17 protein-coding genes and 2 pseudogenes are annotated in these 21,023 nt (G+C 61.1%); 9 read left to right on the forward strand and 10 right to left on the reverse strand.

The genetic code is table 11. From position 1 onward, the window contains the following. Positions 1–9: 9 nt before the first annotated feature. Positions 10–633, reverse strand: coding sequence for a helix-turn-helix domain-containing protein (locus AB3X98_RS34590; RefSeq protein ID WP_069261997.1), 624 nt, complete (start codon positions 631–633; stop codon positions 10–12). 497 nt (positions 634–1,130) lie between these two features. Here AB3X98_RS34590 and AB3X98_RS34595 point away from each other — a divergent pair, with 497 nt between their 5' ends. The 6 genes from AB3X98_RS34595 to AB3X98_RS34620 all read left to right on the forward strand — a co-directional run bounded on the left by AB3X98_RS34595 (position 1,131) and on the right by AB3X98_RS34620 (position 8,381). Next, positions 1,131–2,282 (forward strand): branched-chain amino acid ABC transporter substrate-binding protein, encoded by a 1,152-nt coding sequence (locus tag AB3X98_RS34595; protein ID WP_368604799.1) that lies wholly within the window; start codon positions 1,131–1,133, stop codon positions 2,280–2,282. A 251-nt stretch (positions 2,283–2,533) separates the two neighbouring features. After that, a complete protein-coding gene (locus AB3X98_RS34600) occupies positions 2,534–4,033 on the forward strand; it encodes an aldehyde dehydrogenase family protein (RefSeq protein ID WP_368604800.1) in 1,500 nt (499 codons plus the stop codon). A gap of 106 nt (positions 4,034–4,139) precedes the next feature. Beyond that, positions 4,140–5,312, forward strand: coding sequence for an NAD(P)/FAD-dependent oxidoreductase (locus AB3X98_RS34605; RefSeq protein ID WP_368604801.1), 1,173 nt, complete (start codon positions 4,140–4,142; stop codon positions 5,310–5,312). Positions 5,313–5,504: 192 nt separating this feature from the next. Next, positions 5,505–6,725: a PLP-dependent aminotransferase family protein gene (locus AB3X98_RS34610; protein ID WP_368604802.1), complete on the forward strand. Its 1,221-nt coding sequence runs from the start codon at positions 5,505–5,507 to the stop codon at positions 6,723–6,725. A 281-nt stretch (positions 6,726–7,006) separates the two neighbouring features. Then, positions 7,007–7,732, forward strand: coding sequence for a haloacid dehalogenase type II (locus AB3X98_RS34615; protein WP_368604803.1), 726 nt, complete (start codon positions 7,007–7,009; stop codon positions 7,730–7,732). 10 nt (positions 7,733–7,742) lie between these two features. Further along, positions 7,743–8,381, forward strand: coding sequence for an NUDIX hydrolase N-terminal domain-containing protein (locus AB3X98_RS34620; RefSeq protein ID WP_368604804.1), 639 nt, complete (start codon positions 7,743–7,745; stop codon positions 8,379–8,381). A gap of 43 nt (positions 8,382–8,424) precedes the next feature. On the opposite strand, the gene AB3X98_RS34625 is transcribed toward AB3X98_RS34620, so the two are convergent. From AB3X98_RS34625 to lhpH, 4 genes are all read right to left on the reverse strand, one after another. Further along, on the reverse strand, positions 8,425–8,823 hold the full coding sequence (locus tag AB3X98_RS34625) for an H-NS family nucleoid-associated regulatory protein (RefSeq protein WP_342946051.1): 399 nt from the start codon (positions 8,821–8,823) through the stop codon (positions 8,425–8,427). A gap of 71 nt (positions 8,824–8,894) precedes the next feature. After that, positions 8,895–9,146 (reverse strand): hypothetical protein, encoded by a 252-nt coding sequence (locus AB3X98_RS34630; RefSeq protein WP_342946052.1) that lies wholly within the window; start codon positions 9,144–9,146, stop codon positions 8,895–8,897. 38 nt (positions 9,147–9,184) lie between these two features. Further along, the gene (locus AB3X98_RS34635) at positions 9,185–9,490 is read right to left on the reverse strand and encodes a hypothetical protein (RefSeq protein WP_368604805.1); all 306 of its coding nucleotides are present in this window, start codon (positions 9,488–9,490) and stop codon (positions 9,185–9,187) included. Between the two features lie 193 nt (positions 9,491–9,683). Further along, on the reverse strand, positions 9,684–10,691 hold the full coding sequence (gene lhpH, locus AB3X98_RS34640) for a trans-3-hydroxy-L-proline dehydratase (RefSeq protein WP_368604806.1): 1,008 nt from the start codon (positions 10,689–10,691) through the stop codon (positions 9,684–9,686). A 262-nt stretch (positions 10,692–10,953) separates the two neighbouring features. Here lhpH and AB3X98_RS34645 point away from each other — a divergent pair. Then, a pseudogene (locus tag AB3X98_RS34645) lies at positions 10,954–11,160 on the forward strand (FCD domain-containing protein); the annotation flags it as partial. Positions 11,161–11,283: 123 nt separating this feature from the next. Continuing rightward, on the forward strand, positions 11,284–13,059 hold the full coding sequence (locus AB3X98_RS34650) for a phospholipase D-like domain-containing protein (RefSeq protein ID WP_368604807.1): 1,776 nt from the start codon (positions 11,284–11,286) through the stop codon (positions 13,057–13,059). A 69-nt stretch (positions 13,060–13,128) separates the two neighbouring features. On the opposite strand, the gene dinB is transcribed toward AB3X98_RS34650, so the two are convergent. Beyond that, positions 13,129–14,274, reverse strand: a complete 1,146-nt coding sequence (gene dinB / locus AB3X98_RS34655; protein ID WP_368604809.1) for a DNA polymerase IV — start codon at positions 14,272–14,274, stop codon at positions 13,129–13,131. 643 nt (positions 14,275–14,917) lie between these two features. Between dinB and AB3X98_RS34660 the strand changes: the two genes are divergently transcribed. Next, complete coding sequence (locus AB3X98_RS34660; protein ID WP_368604811.1) at positions 14,918–15,694, forward strand: enoyl-CoA hydratase-related protein; 777 nt, start codon at positions 14,918–14,920, stop codon at positions 15,692–15,694. A gap of 31 nt (positions 15,695–15,725) precedes the next feature. Here AB3X98_RS34660 and AB3X98_RS34665 read toward each other — a convergent pair whose 3' ends face one another. The 4 genes and pseudogenes from AB3X98_RS34665 to AB3X98_RS34680 all read right to left on the reverse strand — a co-directional run bounded on the left by AB3X98_RS34665 (position 15,726) and on the right by AB3X98_RS34680 (position 20,967). After that, the gene (locus AB3X98_RS34665) at positions 15,726–16,160 is read right to left on the reverse strand and encodes a MarR family winged helix-turn-helix transcriptional regulator (protein ID WP_069261985.1); all 435 of its coding nucleotides are present in this window, start codon (positions 16,158–16,160) and stop codon (positions 15,726–15,728) included. A gap of 98 nt (positions 16,161–16,258) precedes the next feature. Then, a pseudogene (locus AB3X98_RS34670) lies at positions 16,259–16,462 on the reverse strand (AraC family transcriptional regulator); the annotation flags it as partial. A 184-nt stretch (positions 16,463–16,646) separates the two neighbouring features. Then, the gene (locus tag AB3X98_RS34675; protein ID WP_069261984.1) at positions 16,647–17,813 is read right to left on the reverse strand and encodes a porin; all 1,167 of its coding nucleotides are present in this window, start codon (positions 17,811–17,813) and stop codon (positions 16,647–16,649) included. A gap of 541 nt (positions 17,814–18,354) precedes the next feature. Beyond that, positions 18,355–20,967 (reverse strand): MMPL family transporter, encoded by a 2,613-nt coding sequence (locus tag AB3X98_RS34680; RefSeq protein WP_368604812.1) that lies wholly within the window; start codon positions 20,965–20,967, stop codon positions 18,355–18,357. Positions 20,968–21,023 lie beyond the last annotated feature (56 nt).

Consider the following 21,023-nt stretch of genomic DNA (forward strand, 5'->3'; position numbering starts at 1 on the left):
CATGAAGGATCAAACGCCCGGCGCGCCGTCCTGCGTGTCCGGGTGCGGTTCGTTGATGAGCCAGAGGACTTCGGCGTCCTCTTCGCTCGTGGAGACGGCCGCATGCCCCGTGCGGCTGTCGAAATAGAGACTGTCGCCGGTTTCGAGATGTGTCGGTGCGTAAAGCTCGGAGTAGAGACACACCGAGCCGCTCAATATGAAGAGAAATTCCTCGCCTTCATGCCGGCCCCATTCCGTGAACTCGTCGAGCGAGTGCGCCGTCACGCGAATGCGAAACGGGTGCATCGCCTTGTGGGCGAGTTCCGTCGCCAGCAACTCCATCTGATAACAGCCTGCTGAATGCTGTTGCCCATCGCCCTTGCGGGTGAGCGCGCGGCGTCCGCTCGCGCGCGGCCTGGGCGCAGAGCCGAACAGTTCGCCGAGGTCGATCTTCAGACCGTGAACGATCTTCTGCAGCACGTCGAACGTCGGCGACATGACGCCGTTTTCCACCTTCGAGAGCGTGGAGCGCGACACGCCGCACACGCGGCTGGCGGCCTCGAGCGTGTAATCGTGCTTCAGCCGGGCCGCCTTGACGCGCTTGCCCAGCTCCGCCGAAGCATTCTCGGCGGCCTTGAGGGACGGGGTTTCCATTCGGGAACTCGGGGTGTTCGCTGGTGGTTCGCTGATGGTTCGCTGATGGTTCGTATCGTACTCTATGTTTCCGATCATAACATTTGCGCATCGCGCGACGTTTGGCGCGCCATCCAGCAATTAACAAGCATGGCTAAGTAAATCGATCGCCCCGAAGTTGATGATTTCTGACGCAAACCCAGACGGCGCAAGGGCTGGCGTGCGCTCGATCCGGGCTCGCATGGCATCCACGCACAGGGGGCATATCGGCGTTATCGGGTATTTCCCAATGCCAGCGGGGCCCGCGTCACGCCTTGCCGTATTCCCCGCGTGGACGGGCTTGATGAGAAAAGCGCATTACGTGGTGATTAGATTTCGTTTGATGCCGCCTGCACGGCTGCCGACAATCCGCTTACGTCCCGCCGCTCGGCATCGCGGGATGAATCCAGTGCGTCCGAAGGTCCGCGCGACCATTCGAACGCATCACGTGCCGGCTCCAGATACCGAAGGAATATCGCATGTCTCCTCGTTTCCTCGCTTCTCGTCGTGGCTGCGCGATCGCAGCGTCGTTGATGTTGGTTGCCGGCGCGGTGAGCGCACAGGAAATGGTCGTGAAGATCGGCGTGGCCAGCCCGCTTACGGGCGGCGGGGCAGCGTATGGCAAGGACATCGAGAACGGCGTGCGTCTGGCCGTGGACGAAGCCAACGCCGCGCATCCCACCATCGGCGGCAAGCCGGTCAAGTTCGTGATCGACTCGCAGGATGACCAGAGCGATCCGCGCATCGGCGTGCAGGTCGCGCAGCAACTCGTGGATGACAACGTGGCGGTCGTGATCGGCCACTTCAATTCGGGCACGACGCTGCCGGCCTCGAAGATCTACGCGAAGGCGGGCATTCCGATGATCACGCCGGCCGCCACCAACCCGGCCATCACGCAAAGCGGCGCGCCGACCATCTACCGCGTGATCGCCACCGACTCGCAAAACGCAGGCAACGCGGGCAACTATGCGGCGACGGTGACGAAGGCGAAACGCATTGCCATCATCGACGACCGCACGGCCTTCGGCCAGGGTGAAGCCGACGAGTTCGAGAAGGCCGTGAAGGCAAGCGGCGGCACGATCGTCGCGCGCGAGTTCACGAACGACAAGGCGGTGGATTTCAGCGCCCAGCTCACGAGCATCAAGCGCACGAATCCGGATCTCGTGTTCTTCGGCGGCCTCGACGCGCAGGCCGCCATGATCGTCAAGCGCATGCGCCAGCTTGGCCTGAAAGCGCAATTCCTCGCGGGCGGCGGCGTCATGGACGCGAACTTCATCAAGCTCGCCGGCGATTCCGCCGATGGCGCTTCGGTGTGGGAATACGGCCAGCCGCTCGGCACGCTGCCCAAGGGTAGGGGCTTCGAGGCGAAGTTCAAGCAGAAGTACGGCATCGACATGCTCGCCTACGCGCCGTTCGCCTACGACGCGGCGTGGGTCGCGATCACGGCGATGGAGAAGGCCGGCTCGGCGACGCCCGCGCAGTTCAACGCCGCGCTCAAGGCCACGAACTACGACGGCATTACGGGCAAGATCGCTTTCAACGCCCAGGGCGACCTGAAGAGCCCGAGTTCGACGCTGTATCAGGTCAAGAAGGTGGCGTGGGTGCCGGTCACGACGCGAACCGCGGACTGAGATCACACGCCTCTGCTACCTTGAAGGGCGCCGGCACTGCTGGCGCCCCAATGCATTGTTTCCAATAGGAAAACAAAGGTGTGCCCGCAGTGCGGGCACATGCCATTTTCATGGCGCAAAGCCGGGCGGAAGCGGTACACGCGGCATAGCGAAATTCCCTGCGATTTTCGTGTTGTCGCCGCAAAATTGCGCGTGTATAGTTTCCTAAAGTAGCAATGTTTCGTATCGGAAATGTTTAAGGGATTCTACCTATGAAAGCCTCCTCCATCCTCTCGGATCTCGGTATCTCCCAGCTCGCGGAAGCGGGCGACATCGCCGTGCATTCGCCGATCAACGGCGAACTGATCGGCCGCGTCGCGAGCCAGTCGGCGGCCGACGTCGACGCTGTGCTCGCGAAGGCGCAGGAGGCGTTCAAGACCTGGCGCAATGTGCCCGCGCCGCGCCGCGGCGAACTCGTGCGCCTGCTGGGCAACAAGCTGCGCGAACAGAAGCGCGCGCTCGGCAGCCTCGTCTCGCTGGAAACCGGCAAGATCTTCCAGGAAGGCTTGGGCGAAGTGCAGGAAATGATCGACATCTGCGACTTTGCGGTCGGCCTCTCGCGTCAGCTTTACGGTCTGACCATTGCTTCGGAGCGTCCCGGCCACCGCATGGCCGAATCGTGGCATCCGATGGGCGTGTGTACCGTGATTTCCGCGTTCAATTTCCCGGTCGCCGTGTGGTCGTGGAACGCCGCGCTCGCGCTCGTGTGCGGCAACGCTGTGGTCTGGAAGCCTTCGGAAAAAACGCCGCTCACCGCGGTTGCCGTCAACAAGATCATGCAGGACGTGTTGAAGGAATTCGGCGATGCGCCCGAAGGCCTCACGAGCCTCGTGGTCGGCGGCCGTGAAGTGGGCGCGAAGCTCGTGGCGGACCCGCGCTCGAACATCGTCAGCGCAACGGGCAGCACCGAAATGGGCCGCACCGTCGGCGTCGAGGTCGCGCGCCGCTTCGGCCGCTCGCTGCTCGAACTGGGCGGCAACAACGCAGGCATCGTCTCCCCGACAGCCGATCTCGAACTCGCGCTGCGCGGCATCCTGTTCTCGGCGGTCGGCACGGCCGGCCAGCGCTGCACGTCGCTGCGCCGCCTCTTCGTGCACGAGAGCGTGTACGACAAGGCAATCGAGCGCCTGAAAGCGCTCTACGGCAAGGTGGTGATCGGCAATCCGCTGGAGCAGGGCACGCTGATGGGGCCGCTCATCGACGAGCAGTCGTTCGCCCGCATGCAGTCGGCACTCGAGCAGGCGAAGCGCGAAGGCGGCAAGGTGTTCGGCGGCGAGCGTCACACGGTAGCGGGCAACGAGAAGGGCTTCTACGTTCGCCCGGCTATTGTCGAGATGCCGTCGCAAACGGAAGTTGTCCTGAAGGAAACCTTCGCACCGATTCTTTACGTCCTCAAGTACAGCGACTTCGGCGACGCGATCGATGCTAACAACGCCGCCCACCACGGCCTGTCGTCGTGCGTATTCACGACGGACCTGCGCGAGAGCGAGCGCTTCACGTCGGCCGCGGGCAGCGATTGCGGCATCGCGAACGTGAATATCGGCCCGAGCGGCGCGGAGATCGGCGGCGCGTTCGGCGGCGAAAAGGAAACGGGCGGCGGGCGCGAATCGGGATCCGACTCGTGGAAGGCTTACATGCGTCGTGCGACCAACACGGTCAACTATTCGTCGGCGCTGCCGCTCGCGCAGGGCATCGATTTCAACGTCGAATAAGCGCGTTTGAGGTACGTGACCGGGTGCATCGTGCGCCCGGTCGATGGATCGATTCGCGCAAACCCAATCCATGCGCGCTGCAGTTTTCCGCTATCTGGAGCAAGTCGTGAGTTCTCAAGTCGTTATCGTTGGCGGCGGGGTAATCGGTAGTTCTATTGCTTACTTTCTGCGCGCAGCCGACCCAACGGTTTCCGTGACCGTGTTCGAGCGCGACCCGAGTTATGCGCGCTCGTCGTCGGCGCTTTCGGCCGCGTCGATCCGGCAGCAGTTTTCCACGCCGTTGTCGATCCAGATGTCGCTGTTCGGCATCGAGTTTCTGCGCGGCATTGGCGAGCGGCTCGAAGTGAACGGCAACCGCCCGTCAATCGATCTGCACGAGGGCGGTTATCTCTTCCTCGCCACCGAAGCCGGCGATGCGACGCTGCGCGAGAATCACGCGCTGCAAACGCGCCTTGGTGCCGACATCGAGCTCATGTCGCGCGATGCGCTGCACGCGAAGTTTCCCTGGCTCAACGTCGAGGATCTCGCGAGCGGTGCGTATGGACGCAGCGGCGAGGGGTGGTTCGACGGCTACGGCCTCGTGCAGGCGCTGCGCAAGAAGGCGCAGTCGCTCGGCGCGCGCTATGTGCCGGCGGATGTGACCGGCGTCGTGCGCAGTGGCCGCAAGGTCACGCACGTGATCGCGAGCGACGGCGAACGCCATGCGTGCGACACGCTCGTGAACGCAGCCGGCGCGTGGGCACGCAAGCTCGCGGAAATGATGGACATCGACATTCCGGTTTATGCGCGCCGCCGCAGCATTTTCAACGTGTCGTCGCCGGCGCGGCTTACCACCTGCCCGTTGCTGATCGATCCGTCCGGCGTGTATTTCCGCCCCGAGGGCAACACGTACATCACGGGAACGTCGCCGAGCGCGGGGAACGACCCCAACGATCTGCCGCTCGACGAAGTCGATCACGCCATCTTCGACGACGTGATCTGGCCCACGCTTGCGCACCGCGTGCCGGGCTTCGAGGCGCTGCGTGTGGAGAACTGCTGGTCCGGTTATTACGAGTACAACGTGCTCGACCAGAACGCCATCATTGGTTACCACCCGGCTATCGACAATTGCGTGTTTGCCAATGGTTTCAGCGGGCACGGTCTTCAGCAGGGACCGGCAACCGGGCGCGGCGTGAGCGAGCTGATCCTCAACGGCCGGTATACGACGCTGGATCTGTCTTCGCTCGACTGGTCGCGCGTGCTGGAAAACCGGCCGATCGTCGAAAAGAACGTCGTGTGACGGTGGCGTAGGCAGGCCGCACAACGCACAAAGTGGAGCCCGCGATTTCAGCGGGCTTTTTTATTGCGCGCCGGCTTGATGAGCAAACCGCATGACGTGGTGATTAGATTTCGTTTGATGTGCCCGTGAGGGCTGACCACAATCGAAGCTTGTCCGTTGCCGCGCTTAACCGCCATCGACTCCATGTCCGCCATGTACGATTTCACCGCACCCTTTCAGCATCCCGCTGGTTCGCCCATTCGCGAGCTTTTCAAGTACCTGGGAGAACCAGGCATGATTTCCTTCGCTGGGGGCTACCCGGCCAGCGACCTGTTCGATGCCGATGGACTGCAGGCGGCAGCGGCCCAGGCATGGCAGGCTTCCACGCGCTGTCTGCAATATGGCCCGACCGAAGGTTTGCCCGAATTGAAGACGCAACTGCTCGCGCTGATGGCGCGCCGCGGTGTGACCTGCGCTCCTGAGGAGATGCTCGTCACCACGGGGTCACAGCAAGGCCTCGACCTCTTGTTGCGCGTGCTGCTCAATCCGGGCGACACGGCCTTGACCGAGCAGCCCGCCTATCCGGCCACGTTGCAGGCGCTCAGGCTCCAGCAGGCGCATGTCGTGACGGTGCCTGTCGACGGCGACGGTCTCGACGTGGACGTACTCGCCGCGAAGCTTGCTTCGGGCGCGTTCGTCCGGCCCAAGTTGCTGTACACGGTTCCGACCTTCGCGAATCCCACCGGGGCCACGCTCACACGCGAGCGGCGCGTTGCGCTCCTGCGTCTCGCCGTTCAGTACCGCTTTGTGATCGTCGAGGACGATCCGTACGGCGATCTGCGTTTCGCTGGCAACGCGGTGCCGTCGATGCTGGCGCTGGCAAGCGAGGTGCAGGGAGCACGCGATTGGCTCGTGCACTTCTCGAGTCTTTCGAAAGTCGTCGCGCCTGGCTTGCGCGTAGGCTGGACTATTGCGCCCGCTGAAATCGCGCGGCGCTGCGTGATCGCCAAGCAGACCGTCGACCTGTGCAGTACGCCGTGGACTCAGGCTATCGCCGCGCACTACCTGGCGGCGGGCTCGCTCGAACGGCACCTTCCGCACATCACGCAGGCTTATCAACGCAAGTGCGAAGCGCTTTGCGATGGCTTGCGCGCGCAATTCGGCGACGAGATCGCGTTTCATCAGCCCGAAGGCGGCATGTTCGTGTGGGCGCGCATTCCGGGTGTGGCGATCGATGCGCTCTTGCCGAATGCGATTGCCAACAACGTGATTTTCGTTCCCGGCAAGGCGTTCTTCGCTGACGAGCCCGACACCGCGTCGCTGCGCCTTTCGTTTGCGGCGCCGAACGTCGATGAGATTCGCGAAGGCGTGACGCGTTTGAAGCGGGCCACGCACGCCACGCGAACGGCGGACGTCACGTCGGCACCTGTCTGAATTTCGCGCGGTTCATGAGGCGCCGCGCGTGTCCCGTTACGCGAGCGCCTGTGCAAGCTCGACGAAGCGCTCCACGTAAGGGCAACCGCCTGGTTGACAGCCCAAAGGAAGCGGCCGACAGTGAGGTGCCGAGTTATTGACCAGCGGAACAAGGGAGATCATCGTCGCGGTTGCGCGTAAGGACACCGATCTGGCCGAGAAGCTTACGCGCGAACAGTCGATGCTTTCCGGAAACGCTTCCTCGAGGCAATCGCCGCCATGCACTTCCGAAAGGAGTAACCGTGGAATTGACCGACTTCGACACACTGACTTTCGACTGCTACGGCACGTTGATCGATTGGGAAAGCGGCATCTTCGCTGGCCTCAAGCCCCTGATCGAACGAGCCACGACGCCGCTGTCGAGAGACCAGGTTCTGGAGGCCCATGCGCGACACGAGTCGTCGCAGCAGAAATATACGCCGGCCAAGCGATACCAGGAGCTGCTGCCCATCGTCTACAAGCGGCTGGCCGAGGAATGGGGACTGCCCTTCACGCACGAGGAGTGCATGGCGTACGGGCGGTCGGTGCGGAACTGGCCGGTATTCGAGGACACCGTAGCCGCGTTGCAGTACCTGAAGCAGCACTACAAGCTGGTCATACTCTCCAACGTCGACAACGAGACTTTCAGCTACAGCAATGCAAGGTTGCAAGTAGCGTTCGACGCCATTTTCACGGCGGAAGATATCGGTTCGTACAAGCCATCGCCGCGAAACTTCGAATACATGCTCGAGAAGCTGGGTGAGCGTGGCATCAAGAAGGAAAAGATCCTTCACACAGCCGAAAGTCTTTTCCACGACCACAAGCCAGCCAGTGAATTTGGTCTGGCGTCGTGCTGGATTTACCGCCGTCATTCGCAGCCGGGCTTTGGCGCGACCATGAATCCAGGATGGCAGCCGAACGTCGCCTTTCGCTTGAACAGCATGGCGGACTTTGCGAAGGCGCATCAGGAAGCCGCGGCGCAAAAGTGAGGCGCGATTGATGCCCACGCCCGCCGAACACGAATCGCTGAGAGCACGCCTCGCGCGGGCGCGCCGGCTACTGGCACTTGCGCAAACGGGGTTGCACTACGCCACGAGCCCATTCGACACGGAACGGTACACGGAAATCGCCAGCATCGCGCATCAGCAACTCGCGGAAATGGCGTCCATGCAAACGAGCGATCTCGCCGCGCTGTTTGCTCTCGAAACGGGATACGCGAATCCTAAACTCGATGTCAGATGCGCCGTATTCAACCAGTCCGGTCAAATCCTTCTCGTGCGAGAGTCCGTGGACGGCTTGTGGTCTCTGCCCGGCGGTTGGGCCGACGTGGGCGTTTCGCCCGCCGAGAACGCGGCAAAAGAGGCGCGTGAAGAAAGCGGCTACACGGTGAACGTCGTTCGCCTATTGGCCGTGTGGGACATGCTCAAGCACGGGCATCCGCCTTCTGTGTTTCACATCTGGAAACTGGTTTTCCTTGGGGAAATCGTGCGCGCGGGGAAAATAGCCGGAGCCGAAACCGACGCCGCTCAGTTCTTTGATATCGATAACCTGCCAGCCTTGTCCCAAGGCCGGATTCTGCCGGAACAAATTCGACGACTGGATGCACTGCGCAATAACAGTGACGTCGAATTCGACTGAAGTTTTGCTTTAACGCCGGGGCGGCGTTTAACCCGTCATGCTTTCAGGCGGCGCCGGAGTGCTCTGTTCTGACTTTTGCCAGGCGGCTGCCGGCAAATGGGTCCTGTCGCCAGTCCACGCTTGGGGCTTTCACTGATTGCTGTTCAGGTTCAGCCGCCTCGCCGACTGCAAAATGCTCGAGCGACTGCCCCGCGCTTGTCGCCTGCACCACCCACCGCGGGGCGTCGCCCTTGCCGTCCCACGTGTGGCCAGCCGCATCCCGGTAACGGGCGGCGCGCATTTGCGCGGCGTCTGCTGCCATTGACGCAGCAACATCTTCGGGTTCAATACCGTATTCGGCCATCCGACGCCGCAGATAGGCCACGATGCTTTCGCGTTTTCGTTCGTCCATTTCTAGTTGTGCTTCGCTCTGAATGCAACTCTTGAGCAGAATATAGCGCAAGTCGCGTGCCGCCAGGATATCACAGCTTGAATAGGCGTCCCCGGCGGCTGTCGCGAAAGGTCCGGCGGGAATCAGGTGTTGAGCTTCTGGGCGCGCTCGGCTTGATGTTCTGCGGCCCGTTCCTCCGCATGCTTTTTCGCAACGTGATGCCCCACGATGCAGCCGCCAACGGCGCCAGCAACGGCGTGGTGGCCCGCATAATGTCCGGCTACACCACCCACGACAGCGCCTTTGAGGCAGCCGGCGGCATGTGCGCTGCTGGCTGCCGCGAGGCCTAAAGTTGCCGCCGCGGCAAGCACCCTGATTCGATTATTGACGTTCATGATAAACACTTGTGTGAAATATTAGCTTTGGAACCGGCTCAATAGCCCCAGCGGCCATTATCGTGCCACTCGCGCTCACGCCATTGGTGTTCGCGACGCTCGTGCTCCCGCCATTCGTGTTCCCGCCACTGACGCGCGCGCCAGTCGTCGTCGCCGCGCCAGGCCACCGCGACCGGAGGAGGCGCATAGGCGACAGGCGGCGGAGCAACGTACACGGGCTGAGCCGGAGCGTAGGCGGCGCCAGGCAGTGCGACGCCCACGGCCAGATCGACGTGCGCAAACGCTGCGCTCGAAGCAGCCAGTGCGGCCGCGCCCAGTACCACGCCGAGAATCGTCCTTTTCATTTCACTACTCCTTCGCACCTGTCGTGCGTTTCTGGTGAGCACGGTTCGGAGTGTAGGCGGCGAGCCCGGACACAGGTGCAACGGCCGTGCGAGTTTCGTAACGGCGCGTTATTTCGCATGTTCCGATATGTAAAAAAAGCGCGGACGCTCATTCACAGCGTTCCGGGCTGCCAGGTACCAAGCGGAAGAGGGGCTAGCGGACAAGGAATCCGTAAGTCAGCGGATCGCGCTCGTCTACGATCCAGGTCGCGAAGCCGCACACGAACGCGTTGCCTTCGACTTCGGGAATCACTGCCTCGAAGTCGCCGACAGTCGTTTCGCTGAGCACGCGGCCCTTGAAAACCGTGCCGATAATGGACTCGTTCACGAGGGTCTCGTCTTTGCCGAGTTCGCCACGCAGGTACAACTGGGCGACGCGTCCACCCGTGCCGGAACCAGTCGGTGAGCGGTCCACTTCGCGGTCCGCGAACACGCAGCAGTTGGCTTGCGTCGAGCCTTCGTGCCGCGGTGCATTGGCGATGATGGTCCCGTAAATGTGGTTGATTTCGGGAATCTCGGGATGCTCGACAGGGTAGGCCTTGTTCGCGGCTTCCTTCACCTCCGCGCCGAAGCGGATGAGTTCCTCGACCGACGACTCGCGCACGGCGAGCTCATGTGGCTGGCCGTCAGCATAGAAATAAAACGCGCCGCCGAAAGCAATGTCGCCCTTCACCGTACCGAAGGACGGCGTCTCGACAGTCACATCGCGCTTCCAGATGAACGAGGGGACGTTCACGAATCGCACGTTGCCCGCGTGTTCGCCATCCCATTGAACGAAGGCTTCGATAAAGCCACAGGGAGCGTCGATGCCGACACGCGTTTCCGGAACACTGCGCTGCACCCAGCCAAGCTCGACCGCTGCGGTGGACAGCGCGATCACGCCGTGTCCGCAGTGGTCGCTATAGCCCTCGTTGTGAAGGAAGATGATGCCGAAGTCGGCGCTCGGGCTGACCGGTTCGGTCAGATAGCCGCCGTACATATCGGCGTGACCGCGCGGCTCGAACATCAACGCGGTGCGGATTTCGTCGGCGTTTTCCTTGAGCCACGCACGACGCTTCACGATCGTGTCGCCGGGCAGGCGAGGCAATCCGCTGGTGACGATGCGGAATGCTTCGCCGCCGGTATGCACTTCGACGGTCGTTATCGTGCGAGTAGTCTTCATGATGTTTTTACGCTATTGACTCACTGGCCGTACGGAACCGGCAGGCCGTCCATTTCTCGGGCGCAATGTGGAACCAATCTATACCACTTGTGGTGGATAGCACGAAATGTGTCAATGTGGACTTAAACTAGACCAAAAAGTCTCGTCAGGTCCGGAAAATTGGTTTCTTCGCATGAACATGCCGCCAAGGCCAGCAGGGAGTGGTCGCGAAAGTGGTATGTTTGAGAACAACTCAAGGCGCACCGAGAACTCACGATGACCGCTTGCGGAAGAAATTGCATCGACCATGGGCCAGTCGCTGTGCAAGCGACTCAAGGACGATGGGATTGACGACCCGGCTCGCATTCGGCTGTACGTTGCCGAGCATCGTCTGATTTACGAAGCCATTGTCTGCGGAGACGCCGATGCGGCGGCGTTCTATGTCGAGCAGCATATTCATCGGGTGCAGAGAGATATCACGCCGCAGTAAGTGACTTTATTGCGGCTCCCGGCAGCGTCATCGAAACGACATCCAGGCAACATGCTTCGTTCACCGTTTCAACAAACTGATGGTTGAAACTGGGGCCTTTGGCTAATACAGCAGAGGTGAACGATGTCGACGAAGGTCCGCAGCTATCTCTCCCCGACGCTGGTTTTACTCGCGCTCGACTGGCCGGACGGTGCGACACGTGCCGACTTCCTCGGTTTCGCTATTGAACGCGCCCCGGGCTTCACTAGCCCGGACGGTAAATCCCATGAGACGAGCAGCTGGCTCCCTAATCGAATCACGTTCAAGGGGCCCGTGCCGGACGGTAAACCCGATGCGCCTTCGAATATCGCGCCGATTCAAAAATTCATGTGGTGGGACGCGCGCATCGAGGAAGCCGACAGAGGCAAGCAATTCAGGTACACCATCTACCCGGTAGTCGGTACGCCGGACAATCTGAATCTGCTGAACACAGAGGCGAGTTCGTGCGAGGTCACGTTACCGGCGCATATCGAAGACGGCGTGGGTACCTGGTTCAACCGCGCGGTGGTGAGCTCGCAGGCTTTCGCACGACAAGTGAAGGCGATGGGAATCGATCCGCATACCGCGCCGCCGGCCGCACAGGCGTTTGAACTTCGTACGTGGCTCGCCAACGATATGCAGCTCGTGTTCAAGGAAATATTCCAGGACGCGTCGCGCGCTGCAGCAGCCGTCTATCACCTGACCGACCCGCTTTGGGCGATCCCGGCGTTCAAGGAGTTCGGAACCGCTCACGGCAAAGCCAATGTCGCCGTCGTATACGACTCGCATCGAGTTCGCGAAAAAGGCAAAGCGCCCGCTGCATCGCCCAATCAACCCACGGTCGATGAACTGGACAACGTCGTGACGTTCTGCCCGCGTGACAAGACGCACATCATGCACGACAAGCTCATCGTGACGGATAGGGGCGATCGGCAAGGCAACCCGGCATTCGTGGTTGCGGGTTCTGCGAATTTCACGACAGAAGGCATTACGGAGCAGGCCAACGTACTTCATCTGTTCGATTCGGCAGACCTCGCGAAACTGTACGACGACAGAACGAAAGCCATCGCCGGCAATCCGCCGATCAACCAGACCGCCGAACTCACGAATGGCTGGTCCGATTCCGTGACGGTGGGAAGCGCAGCCGTGCGCGTTTGCTTCTCTCCGGAAACGAAAACCAGACGTACCCAGATCGATACCATCGTCGAAGCGATAGGAAAGGCGCAGCATTCGGTTTTGTTCTGCCTCTTCATGCCGACAGACGAACCGCTTCGCGACGCCTGCTTTGCCGCCGGCGACAAGGGGCTCATGATGTTCGGCCTCGTCAACAATATCAGCGAAAAGTCCGCTGAGAATGCGCAAGAGGCGCAAAAAGCGGGAGAGGCAGTGAGTACGACTGCGCTGGCAAACCTCGCGCTCTATCATCGAAGCAGGGAAAACCGCGACGTCATCGATGCATCGTACTTTTCCCCGGCGACCGTGCCTGAAGGTTTCGAACCCGAGCTCCGCCTCTTTCCCGGCGAAGTCGCGCCCAGTTACGCGCCGGTCATTATCCACCATAAGTTCATCGTCATCGACGCCGAAGGAGACAATCCGATTGTCTACACGGGCTCGGCCAACATGAGCAACAACTCCGAGCATTTCAACGACGAGAATCTGCTCGAAATACAAGACAAGCGAATCGCCGCCATTTACCTCGCGGAATTCATGCGGTTGTACGAGCACTATCGTGCGCGCGCCGTTGGCATCGAGGAGCAGCAGCATAGAACCGTGCAACGGCTGTTGCTACAGCCCGACCGCAAGTGGGCCGACAAGTATTACAAGGCGAATAGTCCGGAGGAGAAGGCGCGGATTGCGTTGGCATCGGAGCCGGCCAGTTGATGCATTCGCTTCTGTGTTTGCGAAGTCACCGTGCACGCCTCGCACGACGGGGGCGCTGCGCGTTGCCGGCTAAAAATCCAGCGTGAGCTGAGGCGACTCGTTACTGGAAGCTTCTCCGGTGTGTTGGAGGTTGCCGGCCTTCACCCCTAGCAGCCTGATGGATTTAACGAGTTCGACTCTTTTCAGGCACTCAGTCGCCGCGCGCCGCAATGCTTTCGCGTCATCAATAGGCTCAGGAAGCGTGACGTCACGCGTGACAGTCTTGAAGTCATTAAAGCGCAGCTTGATGCCGATCTTCCTGGCCAGATAGCCTTTTCGCTGGAGGTCGAGCGCCACCTGTTCGCATAGGCGGGTAAACGCTGCGCCCAGTTCCTGTCGATGCCGCACCGCGTGCAGATCGCGCTCGAATGTGGTTTCGCGACTCATCGAGACGGGCTCGCTATACGTCACCACCGGCCTGTCATCTAGTCCGTGTGAAACTCTGCGAAGCCACGCCCCGTAGCTTCGTCCGAAGTTTTCGATGAGCCAGTGCTCGTCGCGCGCAGCGATCTCACCGATGGTCGTGATTCCAAAAGACGCAAGCTTGGCGGCCGCCTTGGGGCCAACGCCGTTGATCTTGTTTGCGGCCATTGGCCAAATCCTGGATTGCACGTCCTCCGGCGTCAGGATTGTGATTCCGTCCGGCTTTTGCATATCGGAGCACAGCTTGGCGAGCAGCTTGTTTGGCGCGATACCGACGGAGCATGTGAGATTGGTTGCTTCGAAGACGGCGGATTTCAACTTGCGCGCGATTGCCTCCGAATCGCCATTCGTGAGTGAAACGTCTGCGTAGACCTCGTCGATTCCAACGTCTTCCATGTTCGAACTGATTGACCGGACGGCATCCTTGAACAGTCGCGAGTACGTTCGGTAGAGGTCGAAATTCACTGGAAGGAGAATCGCATCTGGCGCTAACCGGGCGGCTTTCATGGCGGGCATTCCGGAATGAACGCCGAGCGCGCGAGCCTCGTAGGTCGCGGTCGTCAGGACACCTCTGCCCACATAGTCGCGCAGGCGCGAGAATTCGCGAGTGCCGTCCGGCTTCGTTCGGGGCGTATCCGAGCGACGGCCAGCAACCACCATGGCTTGGCCTCGTAGCTCCGGATACTGCGAAAGTTCACACGACGCAAAGAATGCGTCCATGTCGATGTGGGCTATGCGCCGATCATCTGGCATGCCTTGGTACTCAAAAATAGCTCTCGATGGCTCCGCGCGACCGGCGCGCTACTCATCATCGGGTATGGCGGCAGGAGCAGCGGGACGACGGCACCGTGCGTCCTGTGGAAAATTGAATGGAACTGTACATTTATACAGTCACTTTGTCAGGATACTGGAGCTGATTCGGAGATATTTTTTTGAGTGCGGAGATGTTCGCAAACGGCTCCTCCGCGGACGCCGCCGCTCTGACTGTGGCATCCAGGAAAAAGCCCGCCAATGCGGCGGGCTGTTGCGAACAGGCTGGTGGAGCAGCCTGTCATGTTTCAGTCCTGGCGCGGGTGCAAACGCCGGTAGACGCTCCAGATCGCCACGGCGACGATCACGACGACAGCGGTGAGAATAAGCATGTTCAGTCCTCCGGTTGCTTGTCTGTTTGGTAATGCTTCAATGCTACGGAGCTTGGGTGCGCGCGAGGAGTGGCGCGACGTCGCGAATGGAATACCTGGTCGAATTCTGGTCCGCTACGAATTTTCGCCTTCAAACGTCTTCAGGAGCGAGGGTTCGCGAGCAGGCCCCGAATTACATGGCATCGACCGTCCGGTTTACTTTGCATGCGAACTACCTATATACTTCGCATGCAAACTAAATTTCAGGAGAGCACATGAGCGCGGAGATTCACGTCGAACAAGCCGACGGCATTCTGACGATTACGCTGGCCCGACCGGACAAGAAGAATGCATTGACGAACGAGATGTATGGCGCGCTGGCAGACATCATCGAGAATGCGGAGCACGACAGCGATGTCCGCGTATTGCTGCTGCAAGGGGACGGAGACATGTTCACCGCGGGCAACGATGTGGGCGAGTTCGCAGCCATTGCATCGGGGAAGGGGCCCAGTGAGCGACACGTGCATCGCTTTTTGCACGCCCTGGCGAAGTCGAGCGTGTCCATCATCGCGGCGGTTCAGGGCAAGGCGGTCGGTATTGGCACGACGCTTCTACTGCACTGCGACTACGTCCTGCTCGCGCCAGACGCAGAACTGATCACGCCGTTCGTCAATCTCGCGCTCGTCCCCGAGGCGGCGTCCAGCTACCTGCTTCCGCTGCGCGTCGGCCACGTGCGGGCGTTCGAGATGTTTGCGCTGGGCGAGCCGCTCGACGCGCAAACCGCTGTCGCGTGGGGTCTCGCCAACAAGGTCTGCGCAAAGGATCAACTACGCGACGACGCACGCAGGATGGCGGAAAGAATCGCCGCCAAGCCGGCCGGTTCACTGAGCGCCATGAAAAAGCTGATGCGCGAAGCCGAAACCCTGGTTGCGCAAATGGACAGCGAGAGCGCGAAGTTTCAGGAGCGGCTGACGAGCGCCGAGGCAAGAGAGGCATTCGCGGCCTTTGCCGAGAAGCGCAAGCCGGACTTCGCGAAGGTTGCCCGGCACTAGCCAGTGCCTTGCTGGCCGGCCACGGTCGAGGTTACGCGTCGCCGTCTTCGGCGAGCGGAAACCTGGTCTGCAGGCTGGTCAGCCACCGCGCTACGACGTCGATCTCCGCTTCCGTAAATCCTTCGGTCAATCGGGCGTTCAAGTCTTTCATGCGAAGCTTCGACTTTTGGCGCGCGGTACGTCCTGCTTGCGTCAACCACAGGCGCGACACCCGGCCATCGGTCTCGTCAGCCCGACGTTCGATCAACCCTGCCTTTTCGGTCCGGTCAGCGAGACCGCTCATGCCTGGTGCGCCCAGATCCAGCGCAGCAGCGGCTTCGCTCATGAGTGCGCCGTTGCGATCACCCAAAAAAAACAGCAGCCCGGCCTGGGCTGCTGTGACGCCGCCTCCGGCCGCGCGCGTTTGCGACCACCGTTGCAGCCGGCGCTGTCCGACGTTCAATAGATAGACGAGGCGATGTTTCATTTCCGCGCAGATAACATTGTGCGATTTAGTTCGCGTGCGAATTATATCATGCGGTGATCGACCCTTTCGAAAGGGCGCGAAGACGTTCAATGGCTTGCGGCCGTCGCGACAATCCCACTGGCCACGAACGGCTGATTGAGCACGGGTACACCCGCCTCTTGGACCCACGGCGTGGTGGTGAGGTCCGTGCATGCGGGAACGCCTTGCAGCAGGCCCAGCTTCGCGAGTATCGGCGTGGCGGAGCACTGTGCTCCGAGCAGCTGGCGCGTTGGGTCGAGCCGGAGTTGAGACATCAGCGCAGCATGGACTGGCGACGGCGGCTATTGAACGGCGCGCGGGATGACGAAATGCGTCTGGCAGGGCCGATCATGAATGAAAAAACACCCCAAAGATTGGATCGACGTCCAACTCTTGGGGTGCAATTCACTAGCCAGGATTTCTTTGTCGGGGCAATGCGTCCACGCCCCCGAGCTTCTGAACCTGCTATTAGAACCGGTGGTACATGCCAATGTTGGCTTGAACCTGGTTGCCGCCCGACGCCGTGTTGCCGAAGTCGGCAGCCGAAGCCTGAGCGCCCTGAGCATGAACGTAGGCACCCATGACGTATACCGACGTGAGCTTCGACAGCGCGTACGTAGCACCCAGCGAGGCCTGGTTGATCGAAGCCATCGTGCGGCCTTCAGCGGCTTGCGCAGGCGTGGCTGCCGAACCGTAGACGTACGTGTACCCAGCAGCCAGCGACAGCGCCGGGGTTGCCTGGTACTGCAGAAGGGCGCCCACTACGTTGAAGTGGATCGACGCCTGGCCGTCGTTGCCCTCGTATTGAGCGTTCGAGTACCGAAGGCCAGCCGTGTACCGGCCAAACTCGTATTGGCCAGCGATTTGAGCGATGCCCGCGCTCTTGAACGCATTGCCACCGTAGTAGCCCGAGCTCGGATAGCCCAGCGCACCACCGAACGACGGTTGTGCCGTTGCGTTCTGCCAGCCGTTCTCACCCTGGTTTGCAGCATGGAAGTAGCCGCCAGCGACCGTCAGACCACCTTGAGCGTAGTCCGCAGCCACCGACCACGATTGACCCGAACCCATCGCACCGGCAACGCCGCCGAACGAGTACGCGCCTTCAGCCTGGAAGCCGTGGAAAATCGGCGAAATGTACTTGACGGCGTTGTTCTGGTTCGTCGTATTGTCGTTGTTGTCCACGTCGCCCGGGGTCGAGAATGTCGACGCCGAAACGGCGTCGCCGGTCAGGCCCTGAACCATTTCCGTTACGGCGTCGATCTGGCGACCCATACGCAGGGTACCGTACTGGTCCGACGTGAGGCCTACATAGGCCTGGCGGTTGAACAGCGAACGCGAGGAACCGATGGGGCCCTGGCCGCCGATGCCACCGCTGGCAATGTTGAAACCGTTTTCGAGCTTGAAGACCGCCTTGAGGCCGCCGCCGAGGTCTTCCTGACCCTGGAGGCCCCACTTGTTCGAACCCGAGGCGCCGCCAACGAGGCCGACCAGCGAGTGGCCACCGACGTTCGAGGTGTAGCTGATACCTGCGTCCAGCATGCCGTACAGGGTGACCGACGACTGTGCCATTGCTGCCGAGGATGCGGCGAAAGCGGCAACAGCGGTAACCGTTGCCTTGATGGTGATGTTCTTCATCTGTAATTCAGTGTCCCTGAGTATCTTTTGGATTGGTTTATTCGTTACTGCGCGCCGGAGGATACGGCACGTCCTGCAAACTCACGAAACGAAAAAAAAAGACTGTCGCGAAAACGTAACAAAAGGCCCAATGCCTTGTGCGGCGGGCGATCGATGGACTTCGTGCCAGATCGGCAACAGCGGATGGTGGGCGCTTTCCGGAGGCGACAGGGTTCGACGTCCGGCCGAAACATTCTGTGACCCTATCTTGTACGAGAATCAGCGGTCCCTGGAGATCAAACATCGCGCAGTACGCTGACGAACGGAGTCTTCCTCCTGACAGTTTGACTGCTGCGTTCAGCGGCCGTAACGACGAGCGCATTCAGAGCGACTTCGTGAGTGGCATACGGAGTGGGGTGCATGGCACACCCACGCTGTTTATCAACGGTCATCTCTACGGCGGAGAGCACGACGCCCGAAGCTTGCTCGAAGCGTTGCAGGGTGCAGGGAAACGCTAGCGATCGTAACGATGCCAGGTTTCAAGTTCCGCACAGGCGCGGTATCAGTCTGCTGACGCCAGCGTTTTGAACTGTGCGGCGCGAGGCCGTCCCATCAGCACGGGCTGAAATACCACCGCGCCAATCAGTGTAGACACCAGCGACAACGCGAGCAGAGCACCCAGACTCGATGTCCCGGGATGATGTGAGAACCACAAGCTACCGAACGCTGCGCCCGTTGTCGCTGCGCTGAACACAACCGCATAAGTCAGGCTGGATTCCAGCAGCCGTGTTGCGCCACCTCGCCAGGCGATCACATAGTAGATCTTGAATGCGACGCCTACGCCAAGCATGAGGGGCAACGCGATGATGTTCGCGAAGTTCAACTGCAGATCGAGCGCTACAGACAATTCGAGTGTCAAAAGCGCGGAAACGAGCAACGGCACAACGGTTCGAAGGATGTCGTCGACCCGGCGCAGCGCGATCCACAAGATGACGACGATCGCTACCAGGGCGTATCCGCTCGCCTGAAGGAATGCCTTGATGACGAGGTTAGCTGAGTACAGGATCGAGATCGGACCGCCGATCGCATTCGGTTCCGCAGAACTCACTGCGTTGGCGAAGCTTCTCAACATCGCGTCATCATTGGGGTCGATACCGCTCGGGACGCGGGGAGAGATTTCGACGATTGCCTTGCCGTCGGCGGCGACCCAGTCTCTTGCGATCCCGGGCGGTAAATTGGCGCGGGTGATCCCGGCAGGATCGAGAAGCGCAACCAATCGCGCGAGCGCGATCTTCAACGGTGCCGTCATCGCATGGTCGGCGCGATCGCGTGTCGTGCTCGGCGCGTCGGCCAGACGGGTCAGCACGTGTGACAGTCGCGTCGCCTCGGCGGCGCCGGGCCCGGGGTGATCCTCTGCGGCAAGCGAGAGCTGGTGCGCCGCACGACGCAAGGCGTCGACGCGAACGGCGTCGCTTGCCGGCGGCGCGGGCGCCTGCGCCAGGACGGGGTCCAATACACGGGCAGCGTCTGCAATTGCGGCGAGTTTCTCTGCCTGGTCAGTCGGAATGAAAGTGGTGAGCGTGACCGTTCTGCCCACCTGCGGCAGCGTTGACAAGCGGGCGGCGATCGCATCGGCTTCGCTCAAGGAATTCGCCATGACGCGCACATTGTTGATGCCAATTTCGGGCGAGTCTTTCAGTGCGAGCAGGGTTGCCATCGATTCCGTGCGTGGATCCTTGAGATGCAGTGGATTGAAATCGAAGCGCAGGTGCAGCAGCAAGGGCGACGCGCCGAGAATGGCAACCGCCGCCACGGCCAACATGGCTTTGCGATGCCTGTCGAGGAAGTCGTCGGTTCCGGCAAGCCGCCTGAAGCCCGGCGACACTTTTTCGTCTCCTGGCCGCAGCACGCTGATGAGCGCGGGCAAGAGCGCCACACTGGTGAAATAGGCGACGATCATTCCCACTCCGGCGATCTTGCCCAGTTCCGACACGCCGCGATAAGCAGTCGGAATAAACGAAAAGAAGCTAACGGCGACGGCAATCGCGGCGAGGGACAGGCGACCGCCTAGTGTATTTGCCGTACTCATCAATGAGACGGGGATACGACTGTCCTTGTAGTGCTCTTCCCGATATCTCACGGTGAATTGCACACCGAAGTCGACGCCCAGGCCGACGAATAGCACCATGAACGCGACTGAGATCATGTTGAAGGCGTTCACCATCACCAGTCCCAAAGCTGCAGTGATGAGCAACCCGACGACGAGGCAGATAAAAACGGCCAGTACCAGTTTGGCGGACCGAAGCGCCACCCAGAGAATGCCGAGTACGACGAGAAGCGTCACGGCGCCGTTCAATGCCGCACCGTCCTGCACCGATGCGAATTCGTCATCGGCGAGCGGTTGCTCGCCGGTAAGGCGCACGCGTGCGCCAAATCTCGCATCGAGATGCAGCGAGGCCGCCGTGTCGCGTATCAATGCCGATGCGTTGCCGCCTGCCCTCAGCGATGCGTAATCGAGCACGGGCTGCACGAGTACGAATGCGCGCGCAGGTGACGTCGCGTGGGAATCCATCAGCGACCGCCACGAAAAAGCGGCGGCCTGGTTCGCTAGCACGCGGTCCATGACGTCCGCGCTTTGATCGAGAAGCGGAGCCATCTGCTCCAGCTTGACCCGCCCGATTTGCAGCGGAAAAAGCAGGGTCGTCGTCAGCAAGTTGGCGAGACCGGTCAGACTGGGGTCATGCGAGAGCGCGTTGAGCAACGGGCGCGCTTGCGTCAACTGCGATGTCGTCGACTGCACGTCGCGCAACGACAGAAAAAGCAACCCATTGTGTTCGAAGAAGGGACCGGCACCCGGCTGCGTCACCGCAACGAACCGGTGCGTGTCCTTGCGCAATGCAGTGGCAAGCTCACTGGCGGCGGTGTCGGCGAATTCCGGCGCACTCGATTCCACCACGACGAGAATGGAGCCCCCTCGTTGCGGAAAGGCGCGATCCAGCGACCTGGACAAGCTGTCCCACCGCTTGTCGACAGTCAGTAGCCGGTCCGTAGCCGTGTTGATCTTGAAGTGATGGGAGACGTAGTAACCGCTCAGCAGCGCGAGGACGAGCGATAGCGCAATCACGCTGATCCGGTGACGGATGGACCATGAAACAAGACGGGCAACCGACGACATGATGGCGAAGGTTCAGGCGCGACGGACATCTCAGTCTAGCGTAATTATCCGGAACG

This window comes from Paraburkholderia sp. BR14312 (assembly GCF_040948675.1).
Lineage (GTDB): Bacteria > Pseudomonadota > Gammaproteobacteria > Burkholderiales > Burkholderiaceae > Paraburkholderia > Paraburkholderia nodosa_A.

Excerpts from the sequence above, each read along its gene's own strand:
- AB3X98_RS34590 (WP_069261997.1), bottom strand. The coding sequence starts at position 633 with ATGGAAACCCCGTCCCTCAAGGCCGCCGAGAATGCTTCGGCGGAGCTG.
- AB3X98_RS34595 (WP_368604799.1), top strand. The coding sequence starts at position 1,131 with ATGTCTCCTCGTTTCCTCGCTTCTCGTCGTGGCTGCGCGATCGCAGCG.
- AB3X98_RS34600 (WP_368604800.1), top strand. The coding sequence starts at position 2,534 with ATGAAAGCCTCCTCCATCCTCTCGGATCTCGGTATCTCCCAGCTCGCG.
- AB3X98_RS34610 (WP_368604802.1), top strand. The coding sequence starts at position 5,505 with ATGTACGATTTCACCGCACCCTTTCAGCATCCCGCTGGTTCGCCCATT.
- AB3X98_RS34620 (WP_368604804.1), top strand. The coding sequence starts at position 7,743 with ATGCCCACGCCCGCCGAACACGAATCGCTGAGAGCACGCCTCGCGCGG.
- AB3X98_RS34630 (WP_342946052.1), bottom strand. The coding sequence starts at position 9,146 with ATGAACGTCAATAATCGAATCAGGGTGCTTGCCGCGGCGGCAACTTTA.
- AB3X98_RS34635 (WP_368604805.1), bottom strand. The coding sequence starts at position 9,490 with ATGAAAAGGACGATTCTCGGCGTGGTACTGGGCGCGGCCGCACTGGCT.
- lhpH (WP_368604806.1), bottom strand. The coding sequence starts at position 10,691 with ATGAAGACTACTCGCACGATAACGACCGTCGAAGTGCATACCGGCGGC.
- AB3X98_RS34650 (WP_368604807.1), top strand. The coding sequence starts at position 11,284 with ATGTCGACGAAGGTCCGCAGCTATCTCTCCCCGACGCTGGTTTTACTC.
- dinB (WP_368604809.1), bottom strand. The coding sequence starts at position 14,274 with ATGCCAGATGATCGGCGCATAGCCCACATCGACATGGACGCATTCTTT.
- AB3X98_RS34660 (WP_368604811.1), top strand. The coding sequence starts at position 14,918 with ATGAGCGCGGAGATTCACGTCGAACAAGCCGACGGCATTCTGACGATT.
- AB3X98_RS34665 (WP_069261985.1), bottom strand. The coding sequence starts at position 16,160 with ATGAAACATCGCCTCGTCTATCTATTGAACGTCGGACAGCGCCGGCTG.
- AB3X98_RS34675 (WP_069261984.1), bottom strand. The coding sequence starts at position 17,813 with ATGAAGAACATCACCATCAAGGCAACGGTTACCGCTGTTGCCGCTTTC.
- AB3X98_RS34680 (WP_368604812.1), bottom strand. The coding sequence starts at position 20,967 with ATGTCGTCGGTTGCCCGTCTTGTTTCATGGTCCATCCGTCACCGGATC.